11 protein-coding genes, 1 pseudogene and 1 riboswitch are annotated in these 12,696 nt (G+C 74.9%); of the genes and pseudogenes, 11 read left to right on the forward strand and 1 reads right to left on the reverse strand.

Annotated elements, in window-relative coordinates; all coding sequences use genetic code 11:
- Positions 1 to 51: 51 nt before the first annotated feature.
- The gene (locus ACFXOZ_RS40220; RefSeq protein ID WP_380594993.1) at positions 52 to 915 is read right to left on the reverse strand and encodes a M23 family metallopeptidase; all 864 of its coding nucleotides are present in this window, start codon (positions 913 to 915) and stop codon (positions 52 to 54) included.
- Positions 916 to 927: 12 nt separating this feature from the next.
- Positions 928 to 1,086: riboswitch (cyclic di-AMP (ydaO/yuaA leader) on the reverse strand.
- Positions 1,087 to 1,282: 196 nt separating this feature from the next.
- On the opposite strand from ACFXOZ_RS40220, the gene ACFXOZ_RS40225 reads away from it, so the two are divergent.
- From ACFXOZ_RS40225 to ACFXOZ_RS40275, 11 genes and pseudogenes are all read left to right on the forward strand, one after another.
- On the forward strand, positions 1,283 to 1,573 hold the full coding sequence (locus ACFXOZ_RS40225) for a YiaA/YiaB family inner membrane protein (RefSeq protein ID WP_380594995.1): 291 nt from the start codon (positions 1,283 to 1,285) through the stop codon (positions 1,571 to 1,573).
- A 102-nt stretch (positions 1,574 to 1,675) separates the two neighbouring features.
- Positions 1,676 to 2,500, forward strand: coding sequence for an alpha/beta fold hydrolase (locus ACFXOZ_RS40230; RefSeq protein ID WP_380408015.1), 825 nt, complete (start codon positions 1,676 to 1,678; stop codon positions 2,498 to 2,500).
- A 28-nt stretch (positions 2,501 to 2,528) separates the two neighbouring features.
- Positions 2,529 to 3,110, forward strand: coding sequence for a TetR/AcrR family transcriptional regulator (locus tag ACFXOZ_RS40235; protein ID WP_375892899.1), 582 nt, complete (start codon positions 2,529 to 2,531; stop codon positions 3,108 to 3,110).
- A gap of 1,291 nt (positions 3,111 to 4,401) precedes the next feature.
- On the forward strand, positions 4,402 to 5,526 hold the full coding sequence (locus tag ACFXOZ_RS40240; RefSeq protein WP_380530205.1) for a PP2C family protein-serine/threonine phosphatase: 1,125 nt from the start codon (positions 4,402 to 4,404) through the stop codon (positions 5,524 to 5,526).
- A 31-nt stretch (positions 5,527 to 5,557) separates the two neighbouring features.
- Complete coding sequence (locus ACFXOZ_RS40245) at positions 5,558 to 7,720, forward strand: SpoIIE family protein phosphatase (RefSeq protein WP_380594997.1); 2,163 nt, start codon at positions 5,558 to 5,560, stop codon at positions 7,718 to 7,720.
- Positions 7,721 to 8,056: 336 nt separating this feature from the next.
- Positions 8,057 to 9,283: a sensor histidine kinase gene (locus ACFXOZ_RS40250; protein WP_380530241.1), complete on the forward strand. Its 1,227-nt coding sequence runs from the start codon at positions 8,057 to 8,059 to the stop codon at positions 9,281 to 9,283.
- Positions 9,284 to 9,364: 81 nt separating this feature from the next.
- Positions 9,365 to 9,778: a roadblock/LC7 domain-containing protein gene (locus ACFXOZ_RS40255; RefSeq protein ID WP_375892893.1), complete on the forward strand. Its 414-nt coding sequence runs from the start codon at positions 9,365 to 9,367 to the stop codon at positions 9,776 to 9,778.
- A complete protein-coding gene (locus ACFXOZ_RS40260) occupies positions 9,775 to 10,122 on the forward strand; it encodes a DUF742 domain-containing protein (RefSeq protein WP_375892891.1) in 348 nt (115 codons plus the stop codon). Before ACFXOZ_RS40255 ends, ACFXOZ_RS40260 begins: the two co-directional genes overlap by 4 nt.
- The gene (locus ACFXOZ_RS40265) at positions 10,100 to 10,726 is read left to right on the forward strand and encodes an ATP/GTP-binding protein (RefSeq protein ID WP_380594999.1); all 627 of its coding nucleotides are present in this window, start codon (positions 10,100 to 10,102) and stop codon (positions 10,724 to 10,726) included. Before ACFXOZ_RS40260 ends, ACFXOZ_RS40265 begins: the two co-directional genes overlap by 23 nt.
- Positions 10,723 to 12,276, forward strand: a complete 1,554-nt coding sequence (locus ACFXOZ_RS40270; RefSeq protein ID WP_380595001.1) for a cytochrome P450 — start codon at positions 10,723 to 10,725, stop codon at positions 12,274 to 12,276. Before ACFXOZ_RS40265 ends, ACFXOZ_RS40270 begins: the two co-directional genes overlap by 4 nt.
- Positions 12,261 to 12,696 (forward strand): annotated as a pseudogene (locus ACFXOZ_RS40275) (cytochrome P450); the annotation flags it as partial. The gene ACFXOZ_RS40270 and the pseudogene ACFXOZ_RS40275, both read left to right, overlap by 16 nt.

Below are 12,696 nucleotides of genomic sequence, written 5' to 3' on the forward strand. Positions count from 1 at the left end.
TGGCAGGGCCCCGGGCGTGCGCCGCCCGGGGCCCTGCCACGTCCGTCGGTCCTACGGGGTGAGGCCGCGCTGCTGGAGCCAGGTCTCCGGGTCGACCGGGGCGCCGCCGCCGGGGCGGACCTCCAGGTGCAGGTGCGGGCCGGTGACGTTGCCGGTCGCGCCGACCTTGCCGATCTGCTGGCCGGCGGTGACCTTGCCGGAGCCCTTGATGATCGAGGAGAGGTGGCAGTACCAGATCTCGGTGCCGTCGGGCAGGGTCTCGACGATCCGGTAGCCGTACGAGCCGGACCAGCCGGCCGAGGTGACGGTGCCCTGGCCGACGGCGTAGACCGCGGTGCCGGTGTCGGCCGCGAAGTCCAGGCCGGTGTGCAGGTGGGCCCAGTAGCGGGCGCTCTGGCCGTAGTGGGCGGAGAGGTCGTAGTCCTTGACCGGCAGGGTGAGGGCGGCGGCCTTGGCCCGCTCGGCCTCCTCGGCGGCGCGCTTGGCCTCCGCCTCCTTGGCGGCGGCCTTGGCCTCGGCCTCCTGGGCGGCCTGGACCCGGGCGCCCTCCTCGGCGGCGGTGCGCTGGCTGTCGGCCTGCTGCTGGATCCGGGCGGCGAGCGCGAGGCCGGGGTCGGCGGCCAGGGCGACCGTCTCGTCCGGGGCCTCGACGGCGGGCGCGGCGGCCGGGGTCGCGGAGGCGAAGCCGGTGGCGCCCAGGGTGGCGGCGACGGCGGTGACGCCGAGCAGCGGGGAGGCGCCGCGGGTCTGACGCGGCATCCGGTGGCGGTTGGCCTCGGCCTCCGGGGCGTACGGCTCGGCCGGTCCGGCGGACCCGCCGTCGCGGGGCTCGGCACCGTGCGGGCCGGGGTGGTCGAGGAGCCGGGTACCGGCTGCGGGGCCGGCCGGGTGTGCCGGGGTGTGCGTCGACGCCACGGAGGCGCGCTCCTTTCCTTCCTTCGCGCCTACCGGGTTAGCTGACGGGTTCGGAGCAGGAAGGTCTCCTACGGCCGGGCCGGAGCCCCGCCGATTCACCCCAAGGAACGTGGTTCCCCGGCTCCCTGACCTGCCCGGAGGCCGGTCGGTGGGATTAGGCGACGGCGCACGGTGCCGTCTGGGTACGGCATTGACGACCGCGCTGCGTTATCAGACGTTAATCCTAGGACGCTCCGATTCCAAGCCATCCGCTCGGAGCCGCTGGGGAACAGGTGATCGGACGTCAACGAACGACCCCTCAGCCACCCGGTCCATCTGAGTACTCCTACTCATGTGCGACCCGGCCGCCCCGCCGCATCCTGGCGCCATGAGCACACCGATGCAGTCACGGACCACGGCCGCGTACTTCGTCCAGGCCGTCCTCTCCTTCGCCCTCTCCGGCACCGCCCTCGCCGCCGGGATCGCCTACCTGCCGGTCGGCGGCTGGACCCGGGCCTTCCTCGGGATCGGCCTCCTCTACACCGTCACCTCCTCGTTCACGCTGGCCAAGGTGGTCCGGGACCGGCAGGAGTCCTCGGACACCGTCGCCCGGGTCGACCAGGCCCGGCTGGAGAAGCTGCTCAGCGAGCACGACCCCTTCCGGATCGAGGGGGCGTGAACGGAAGGGCGCCCCCGGTACCGGCCGGACGCTTGACGGCTAAGGCTATTAGCCTTAGCTTTATGGCTACAGGCAGAAACGAGCGAGTCGGCGGAGGCCACCATGAACGGCACCAGCACCCCGAGCACCCAGTACCTCGACGTCCCCGGCGGCCGCCTCGCCTACGACGACACCCGGCAGGGCGACGGCACCCCCGTCGTCCTCCTCCCCGGAATGCTCGACTCCCGCCGCGCCTACCGGCACCTGCACCCGCTGCTCACCGCCGCCGGCCACCGGGTCGTCACCATGGACCTGCGCGGCTTCGGCGACTCCTCGATCGTCTGGGACGACTACGGCCCCGCCGCCGTCGCCACCGACGTCCTCGCCCTGCTCGACCACCTCGGCATCGAACGGGCCGTCCTGGTCGGGCAGTCCTACACCGGGGCGACGGTCGTCAAGGTCGCCGGCGACGCACCTCAGCGGGTCGCCGGGATCGCCCTGATCGACGCCTTCGTCGAACACCGGGCCAACGCCCTCATGCAGGGCGTCATGGTCGTCATGGGCGCCGCCATGGTCCGGTGGCCCGGCGTCTGGGGCTTCTACCTGCGCAAGATGGCCTACCCCGGCCCCCGCCCCGCCGACCTCGACGGCTACGTCGACGGACTCGTCGCCGCCCTGCGCACCCCCGGCCGGCGGACCGCCACCCGCGGCCACGTCACCGGCGACTCCGCACCCGTCGGCTGGTGCGCGGCCGTCCGCTGCCCGGCCCTCGTCCTCATGGGCAGCAAGGACCCCGACTTCCCGAAGCCCGAGGCCGTCGCCGACCTCCAGGCCGAGAAGCTCGGCGCCCGCAAGGTGATGATCGAAGGGTCCGGGCACTACCCGATGGCCGACAACCCGCAGGCCGTCGCCGACGCCCTGCTGCCCTTCCTCGCCGAACTCGCCTGAACCCCCGCCCGTACGGAGAAACGAAGCCATGCCCCGCGTAGGACTGACCCCCGACCAGGTCGTCGACCACGCCCTCGCCCTCATCGACGACCAGGGCGGTGAAGCCCTCACCCTCGCCTCCGTCGCCACCCGGGCCGGCGTCGCCACCCCCTCGCTGTACAAGCACGTCAGCGGCGGACTCGGCGAACTACGGCGCCTCATCGCCGTCCGGGTCACCGAGGAGCTCGCCGACCGGCTCGCGGACGCCGCCGTCGGCCGCAGCGGGGACGACGCCGTCACCGCCGTCCTACGCGCCTACCAGGCCTACGCCACCGCGCACCCCCACCGCTACGCCGCCCTCCCCCAGGCACCCCAGCCCGACGACGACCTCACCCGCGCCGCCACCCGGCTCGTCGGCGTCATCATCGCCGTCCTCCGCGGCTACGGCCTCGACGGCCCCGAAGCCATCCACGCCGCCCGCACCGTCCGCTCCCTCGCCCACGGCTTCGCCTCCCTCTCCATCGCCGGCGCCTTCCAACTCGCCGAGGACCTCACCACCACCCACGACCGCCTCATCACCACCCTCACCACCGCCCTCCACACCTGGCCCGGCACCGCCACCCCCGCCTGACCACCCCGGGCCGCCCACCCCCACCCGCACAGCACCTGAGCAGCGCAGGAAGTCGGCCCGGCCGACTTCTGGTGCGGCGGGGCTGCCGGTTGGCCGACTTCTCGCGACCGCAACCCCGCGAAACCGCACCGCAGAAGCCCACCGGAGCGGAGCCCGGACCGCGCGCAGGAAGTCGGCCCGGCCGACTTCCAGTGGCGCGGGCTGCTGATCGGTCGACCTGAGCGGGCAACGGCCGCCAGCCCATCGACCACCCGCGGGGCCGGAGTAGTGCGCAGGAAGTCGACCTGGCCGACTTCCTGCGCAACACCACGTAGGCAGGGGCCTACCAGGCGAACGGCCACGCGCGCCTCGGGCCACAGGGGAACACGGCGGCGTCGGCGGGCGCGCCAGAAGTCGGGCGGGCCGACTTCCCGCGCTCGCCGCTCCCACGGAACCCCACCGCAGAAGCCCCCAGGGCAGAGCCTGGGCCACGCATTGGAAGTCGAGCCGGCCGACTTCCAGTGGCGCGAGGCTGCCAGCTGGGCCGGGGAAGCGCACAGGAAGTCGACCTGGCCGACTCCTGGCGAGGCGAGGTTGCCCGCTGGGCCGGCGCGGCCGGGGGAGACTGGCCGACTTCCTGCGCAGCACCACGTAGGCAAGGGGCCTACAGGGCGACCGGCCGCGGGCCTCGGGGGCGGAGAAGCGCTGCGGCATTGGTGGGCGCACCAGAAGTCGGCCCCATCGACTTCTCGTGCGAGGCCGGTCGAGAAGGAGCCCGGCGGGGACGACCGGGGCAGCCGAAGGGCGCGGCTCTACCGATCGGCAGGATCAGGCGGGCGCCTCGGCGAGGAGGCCGGTCTCTCCGACAGGCGGGGGCTGTGCGCAGGAAGCGGCGGAGGGAGCACGGAGCTGCGGGCTTGCCGGGTGACGGGCAGCCGAGAGGCGGCGGCAAGAAGCGGCGCGCCAGAAGTCGGGCGGGCCGACTTCTGGCGACAGCGGGTTGCCTGGTTGTCGAGCCGCTGGGGCGAGGGCATCGCCGTAAGGAACCGCAGCAGTGTCGGCGGCCGGCGCTCAGGTGCGCACCGGAAGTCGGGCGGGCCGACTTCCGGTGCGCGTGGGGCCGGAACGGGCTTGGTGGAGACGGCTGGAGCGCAGCAGTGGGCACCTCGGGGGGAGGAGGGTTGCGGGGCGGCAGGCGGGGGCGGGTGGGAGTGGGAACTGCGCTGAGGGGGGTGGGAGGGGAGGGGTTAGTGTGGCCGGGCTGACTGGTGGTCATGACAGGGGACCGCCCACGCCTTCGCGGAGGTTCCGGGTGCCCGCACTGATAGCGAGGGTGCGGCGGTGGTACGGCCGGGTGCTGGACGGGGACGTCCGGGCCGGGCGGGTGGCGCTGGGGGTGCTGCTCGGGGTGACGGTGGTGCTGGGGGTGCTGCCGGTCCTGTTGCCGTACGGGTGGCCGCCGTCGGCGCTGGTGCTGCCGGTGGTGGGTGGCGGGCTGGTGCTGCGGCGCGGGCAGTTGCGGGTGCTGGTGTGCGCGGCGCTGGCGGGCGGTCTGCTGGGGGCGGTGGTGCAGGACCCGCACGGGGTGCGGCTGGGGGTGACGCTGGTGGTGGCGGCGACGGGGGCGACGGTGCTGACCGCGAACCGGTTCCGGGACCGGCTGGGACTGCGCGGCACCCAGGGCGATTCGATGCTGCTGGAGCTGGCGGAGCACAACCGGGCCCTGGCCCGGCTGCCGGAGCGGCTGCTGGACTGGCACTTCGACAGTGCGCTGGCCCCGGCGGGCGGCACGTCGTTCTCCGGGGACTTCCTGCTGTGCGCCCACCGGCCGGAGGAGGACCTGCTGGAGCTGGTGCTGGTGGACGTGTCGGGCAAGGGCAGTCGGGCGGCGGCCCGGTCGACGCACCTGTCGGGGGCGTTCGCGATGCTGCTGGGCCGGGTGCCGCCGGAGGCGTTCCTGCCGGCGGCCAACGACCACCTGGTGCGGATGGGCTGGGAGGACGACTTCGCCACGGCCGTGCACCTGGCGCTGCACCCGGCGACGGGCCGCTACCGCCTGTTCAACGCGGGCCATCCGCCGCCCGTGCGGTTCTGCCGCCGGTCGGGCTGGGTGCCGTCGGAGCACGGCGGTCCGGCGCTGGGGCTGGTGCCGGGGGCGCCGTACCCGGGGGCGTCGGGGCGGCTGGCGTACGGGGATTCGCTGCTGCTGTTCAGCGACGGCCTGGTGGAGGTGCCGGGCCGGGACCTGGACGAGGGGGTGGGCCGGCTGTTGGCGGCGGCCGAGCCGGAGGTGCGCACCAACCCGCCGCAGCGGCAGGCGGTCCGGGGGGCGGCGGGCCGGCTGGTGGAGGCGGTGGCACAGGACGTCGCGGACGACCGGACCCTGGTCCTGGTGCGGCGGCTGAGAGCGACCGCGGACCACGGAAATGGGGTATGAAGATTTGGTGTCCTCTCCCGTTCGTAGTCCGATGCGCTGCGTGCGCCTGCTGCTCGGCTGCACCAGCGCCGCCGAGCTGCTCGGCACCGTCCTCGCCGAGGGCCCGAACTGGATCACCGGCGAGGGCTCCGCGCTGTACCTGCTGGACCCCGCCGGGATGCTCCGGCTGACCGCCTCGCACGGGCTGCCGGACTGGGCGCACGAGCGCTACGGCCTGGTCGACCCGGCCGGCGAGCTGCCCGCCGCGATGGCGCTGCGGCTGCGCCGCCCGTACCTGCTCAGCCCGGAGCACACCAGCGTCGACTACCCGAACCGGAACGCCGGCATGGGCACCGGGATGGTCGCCGTGGTCAGCCTGCCGCTGGTGGTGGACGAGCGGCCGATCGGCGTGCTGGCCCTCGCCCTGGCGCACCGGGGCACCGTCCCGGGGCGCGACCTGGACGTGCTGGAGACGATCGCCGGGGCCTGCGCCCACCGGCTGCACCACCTGCTGGACCACGTCCTCGACCACACCGGCGACCGCACCGGAAACCGCACCGCGGAGCGGCCCCCGACCGCCCCGACCGCCCCGGACGCCGCCCTGGCCCACCCGCTGCTGTCGCTCGCGGTGCGGGCCGCCGGGCACGGCGCCTTCGAGCGCGACCTGGTCACCGGGGAGAGCTACTGGGACGCGGCCGCCTTCGCGGTGGCCGGCCGGCCCGTCGACCCGGACGGGACCGCCCCGGAGCTGGAGCGGATCGTCCACCCCGAGGACCTGCCGGACGTCCAGGCGGCCCTGGCGGAGGCGCTGGCGAGCGGGGGCCGCTACCGGATCGGCTACCGGATGCTGCGCCGGGGCGGGAAGGTCGCGCGGGTCGAGGAGTCCGGCGAGGTGATGCTGGACGTGCACGGCCGCCCGGTGCGCATGGCCGGGCTGATCGCCGACGTGGAGCACCGCCGGGCGCGGGACGCCGAGCCGCCGCACGACCCGGCCGGGGCCCGGACGGCGCTGCTGCTGTCGCTGACCCGGGCGCTGTCCCGGGCGGTGACCGTCCGGGACGTCACCGCCGCCGTCACCGACGTGGCCCGGCCGGCGCTCGGCGCCGCCAGCATCGTGCTGGACCTGGTGGACGAGGGCCGGCTGCTGCCGGTCTCGCACACCGTGTACGGCGGACCGCGCCGGGCCGAGCTGACCCGGCTGGCGGACCTCTCCGAGCAGGTGATGCAGCACTCGCTGGCCCGCTCGGCCCCGCTGTTCAGCCAGCCCGGTGGCGGACCGGTGCGGCCGGACGCCCCGGCCGCCTGGGCGGTGCTGCCGCTGGTCGCCTCCGGCCGGCAGGTCGGCTCCTGCCTGATCACCTTCGCCACCGAGCGCGCGTTCGGCCGCGCGGACCGCACCCTGTACTCGACCTTCGCCGGCATCCTCGCGCAGTCCCTGGAGCGGGCCCGGCTGTACGACACCCACCACCACCGGGCCGGTGAACTCCAGCGCGCGATGCTCCCGCGCACCCTGCCCCGGCTGCCGGGGATCGCCAGCGCCGCCCGCTACCTGCCGAGCACCGAGGGCATGCAGATCGGCGGCGACTGGTACGACCTGCTGAAACTGCCGGACGGCCGGATCGGGCTGGTCATCGGCGACGTGCAGGGCCACAACGCCGAGGCGACCGCCGTGATGGGCCAGCTGCGCAGCGGCCTGCGGGCGTACGCCACGGACGGGCACGACCCGGCGGCGACCCTGGCCCGGACCAGCCGGCTGCTGTCCGAGCTGGACACCGAGCTGTTCGCGACCTGCCTCTACCTGACCCTGGACCCGGCCGACGGCAGCCTGACCGCGGCCCGGGCCGGCCACCCGGCACCGGTACGGATCGCCGCCGACGCCACGGCCGTCGAGCTGGAGCTGCCGGGCGGCCCGCCGCTGGGCGTGGACCCGGGGCAGCCGTACCCGCTGGCCACCGGCCGGCTGGCGGGCGGCGAGACCCTGCTGGTCTACACGGACGGGCTGGTCGAGGACCGGGAGGAGGACTACGACGAGTCGGTGCACCGGATGATCGGCGGGCTGGAGCTGTGGGCCCGGCAGACCGGCCCGGAGCGGATCGGCGCGGCCCCCGCGCTGGAGCGGCTGGCCGACCTGCTCACCCTGAACGTGACCGAGCGCCGCTCCCGGCCGGACGACGTGGCGCTGCTGCTCCTGCACCGGATGCCGCCCGAGGCCTGACGCCCGAGGCCCGAGGCCCGGCACCCGGCACCCGGCACCCGGCACCCGAGGCCGGGCACCTGACGGCGCGCGCTCCTGCACCTGATGACGCCGGTTCGGCGACACCGTGCACACGGGCCCCACACATCACGGGACGCGAACCGGCCACCACGCGCCACATCGAGGGGGGTCGAAAGACCCTGGACGAACGATCGGACGGCTTGTCAGGGCCCCGCGATCGCGGTCGAACGACGCGGGAACGGCGGCGTATTGACTCGATATTGACGAGATCCAGTCACATGGCGAGATCCGTTCACACCTTCGTAGGATCATCGCCCTAGAATTCGCGGCGTGACGATGACTCAGTGGTGCGCAACGGCTACCGGCGTGCTCGCCGTCCTCGCCCTCGTGGCCGCCGCGCGGTACCGCGCCGTGTCCGTCACCCAGCGCGGCCGGGCCGACCGGCTGGCGGGCGAGCTCGCCCGGCTCCAGGAGCAGCTGGCCGCCGAACTCTCCCGCCGGGGCGCCGACCTGGCCGCCGTCCAGCAGGAGCAGGAGCTCACCGCCTCCAGCCAGCGGGCCTTCCTCAGCGTCGCCCGCCGGATCCTGGTCATGGCCCACGACCAGCAGGCCCTGCTCGACGAGATGGAGCGCACCCACGACGACCCGGCGCTGCTGGAGGGCCTGCTCAAGGCCGACCACGCCGCCGCCCAACAGGCCCGGCTGGCCCAGACCCTGGCCGTGCTGTGCGGCGCCCGGGCCGGGCGGCACTGGCCGGAGCCGGTGTCGCTGGAGGACGTGGTGCGCGGCGCCCAGTCGCGGATCCTGCCGTTCCAGCGGGTGGTCGTCCGCAGCCGGATCGAGACCGCGGTGGTCGGCGCGGCCGCCGAGGCGCTGATCCACGCCATCGCCGAACTGCTGGACAACGCGACCCGCTACTCCCCGCCCAGCACCCAGGTGTTCGTCACCCTGATGCCGGTGCACAACGGCGCGGTCATCGAGATCGACGACGGCGGCGTCGGCATGCCGGAACAGGCCGTCGCCAAGGCCGCCGCCGCCCTCGCCGGGGGCAGCAGCCTGGAGGTCTCCCGGCTCGGCGAGGTGCCCCAGCTGGGGCTGGCCGCCGTCGGCCGGCTCGCCGAGAGCTACGGGTTCCGGGTCACCCTCAGCTCGGCGCCCTCCCCGTACGGCGGTGTGCGCGTGGTCCTGCTGCTGCCGAACGCCCTGCTCACCGAGCCGCTGCCGCCCACCGTGCCCGGACTCGGGCCGGACGACCGGGCGTTCACCCCCGACCCCCGGCCGCTCGCCGGCCCCGACCACCCCGGCGCCGTTCACCCGCTGGTGGAGGCCCCGCCCACCAGCCGGGCCCCGGCGGCCGACACCCCTCCGCCGCTGCCCCGCCGGAGCCACCGGCGCGACCGTGCGAACCGACCCGCCCAGCACGCCGCTCCCCCACCCGCGCCCGAGCCGCCGTACCGCTCGGCCCGGGACGCCCAGGCGTTCATGGCGATGTTCCAGGCCGGGACGGCCAGCGGCCGGTCGGCCGCCCGCACCCGGGCCCAGGGCCCGCCCGGCCCGCACTGAGCCGGCCCGGCCCGCACCGAGCCCGCTCCCGTCCCGCTCCCCCGACCTCCCCCCGACTTCCCCATCGCCCCGGAGAGTTCCATGACCACCACCCCCGATCTCGGCTGGCTGCTCGCCGACATCATCGCCGTCCCGCAGGTCCAGCACGCCGTCGTCGTCTCCAACGACGGTCTGGAGATCGGCCGCAGCGCCGACATCGCCCGGGAGGACGCCGAACGGCTCGCCGCCGCCTGCTCCGGGCTCCAGTCGCTGGCCCGCGGCGTCGCGACGGGCTTCGGCGGCCCCGGCAGCGCCACCCGCCAGATCATCATCGAGTACGGCGGCGGCTACCTGTTCGTCGTCGCCGCCGGGGCCGGCGCCCACCTGGCCGTGGTGACCAGCGAGGCGGTCGACGCCGGGCTGGTCGCGTACCAGATGCAGGTCCTGGTCGAGCGGATCGGCACCCACCTCACCAGCCCGCCGCGCGTCGACCACGCGGCGGGGGGGCACCGGTGAACGGGCCGGTCCGGCCCTACGTCATCACCGGTGGGCGCAGCCGCCCCACCCGCGCCGACCTGGCGATCGAGAGCCTGGTCAGCGCGTTATCAGATCCCCCGGCACTGCCCGAGCACGTCCTGCTCAACCGGGAGCACCGGCGCATCCTCGGGCTCTGCCACAGCCTGCTGTCCGTCGCCGAGGTGGCGGCCCACCTGGGGCTGCCGCTCGGCGTCGTCAAGGTGCTGGTCGGCGACCTCTGGGACCTCGGCGCCGTGCAGGTGCTCCCGCCCGTCCCGCAGGCCGAACGCCTGCCCACAACCCTCCTGGAAGAGGTGCTCGTTGGCCTCCGCCAACTCCGCTGAAGCCCCCGCCGACGTGCCGGCCGGACCGCAGTACCTGCCGTCCTCGGTGCAGGGCGCGGTGAAGATCCTGGTCACCGGCCCGTTCGGGGTCGGCAAGACGACCCTGGTCGGCTCGCTCAGCGAGATCACCCCGCTGCGCACCGAGGAGACCATGACCGCCGCCAGCAGCGGCGTGGACGACCTCACCGGGCGCAGCGGCAAGACCACCACCACGGTCGCGCTGGACTTCGGCCGGATCACGCTCAACTCCCGGCTCGCGCTGTACCTGTTCGGCACGCCCGGGCAGCAGCGCTTCTGGCCGCTGTGGGACGACCTGTCGCGCGGCGCGCTCGGCGCCATCGCGATGGTCGACCTGCGCCGGCCGGACGAGAGCTTCGACGTCCTCGGCCGGCTGGAGGAGCAGCACATCCCCTTCGCGGTGGCCGTCAACACCTTCCCGGACACGCCGAGTTACCCGGAGGAGGAGCTGCGCTCCGCGCTGGACCTGCTGCCGGAGGTGCCGATCCTGTACTGCGACGCCCGGGACCGGCGGGCCTCCTACGACCTGCTGATCGACTTCGTCGACCACCTGCACCGCAGCTCGCTGCTGGAGCTCCAGCCGTGACCGCCCCCGAGCCCCCGCGGCCCTCCGGCTGCCCGGTCGCGCACGGCACCGGCGGGCCCCACGGCGCCGGCGGCCCGTACGGCACCGGCGGTCCGTACGGGACCGGAGCTCCGTACGGCGCCCCGCCCGGTGGCGGGCTGCCGGTCGGCGTCCCGCTCACCCCGCTGTACGGGCAGGCCGTCGCCGACGACCCGCACGGCCTGTACGCCCGGCTGCGCGAGCGCTACGGCCCGGTCGCGCCGATCGAGCTGGAGCCCGGGGTGGAGGCCTGGCTCGTCCTCGGCTACGCCGAACTGCTCGAACTCACACGCAACGAGGCGCTGTTCTCCAAGGACTCGCGGCAGTGGCGGGTGCCCGCCGAGGGCCGGCTGGCCGCCGACTCCCGGCTGCAGCCGATGACCGCCTGGCGGCCCACCCTGCTCAACCTGGACGGCGCCGAGCACCAGCGGCTGCGTGCCGCCGTCTCGGACACCCTGGCCCAGATCGACCACCGGCAGCTGCGCGAGACCACCGAGGCCGCCGCCAACGGCCTGATCGACAGCTGGGGCCCGGACGGCACCGCCGACCTGATCGGCCAGTACGCCCGCGCCCTGCCGCTGCTGGTCTCCACCCAGCTGGTCGGCCTGCCCACCGGCAGCGGACCCCGGATGATCGAGCTGATCAGCCACTTCGTCGACAGCGGGCCCGAATCGGTGCGCGCCGCCGGGGAGTTCCAGAACACCCTGGTCGAACTGGTCCGGCAGCGCCGCACCGCCCCCAGCGCCGACCTCACCTCCTGGCTGCTCGCCCACCCGGCCGCGCTGACCGACGAGGAGGCGGTGCACCACCTGGTGGTGATGATGGTCGCTGGCAACGAGACCTGCATCAACTGGATCGGCAACACCCTGCGGCTGCTGCTCACCGACCGCCGCTTCCGGGCCACCCTGACCGGCGGGCGGCTGACCGTCTCCGACGCGCTGGAGGAGGTGCTCTGGCGCGACCCGCCGACCCAGAACTTCCCCGGCCGCTGGGCCACCGGCGACACCGTCCTCGGCGGCCAGTACGTCAACAAGGGCGACATGCTGGTGCTCGGCCTGGCCGCGGCCAACGCCGACCCGGCCGCCCAGGGCACCTCCTCGGCCGCCCAGGGCTCGCTCGGCGGCAACCGGGCCCACCTCGCCTGGGGCGCGGGCCGGCACGTCTGTCCGGCCCAGCACCCGGCCCGGATCATCGTCGAGACCGCGATCGAGACCCTGCTGCACCGCCTTCCCGACCTCCAACTTGCCGTACCCGCAGGCGAGTTGACCTGGCGTCCGTCTCCGTGGTCACGGGCCCTGGTCGCCCTCCCGGTGCTCTACAGCGCCTTCACCCCGCCCCGCCCGCCAGCCCCCGAAAGGCCCGCATGGACACCGCCGACGACCCCCGCGGCCCCCGCCCCGAGCCCGTCCGACCCGAGCCCGTCCGGCTCGACCCCTTCGGACGCGACCAGCACGGCGAGAACGCCCGGCTCCGGGCAGCCGGCCCGGCCGTCCTGGTGGAGCTCCCTGGCGGGGTGGTGGTCTGGGCGGTAACCCACCACGACACCCTCCAGGCGCTGCTGGCCGACCCCCGGGTCGGCAAGAACCCCCAGCTGTGGACCCTCTTCCGGGAGGGCCGGCTGCCGTACGGCTGGCCGCTGCTCAACTTCGTCACGGTGCCCGGCATGATCACCGCCGACGGCGAGGACCACAAGCGGCTGCGCGGGCTGGTCAGCCAGGCCTTCACCCCGCGCCGAACAGCCGCGCTGGCCCCCGCGATCGAGGCCCGGACCGTCGCGCTGCTCGACGGGATCGCCGCGCTGGAGGGCGAGTTCGACCTGCGCGAGCACTTCGCCTACCCGCTGCCGATGCAGGTGATCGGCGAACTCCTCGGTCTCGCGGCGGAACAGCAGGACGAACTGCACCACCTCTCCGACACCCTGGTCTCCAGCTCGGCCACCCCCGAGGCGGCTG

It is taken from the genome of Kitasatospora sp. NPDC059160 (genome assembly GCF_042755465.1).
GTDB lineage: Bacteria > Actinomycetota > Actinomycetes > Streptomycetales > Streptomycetaceae > Kitasatospora.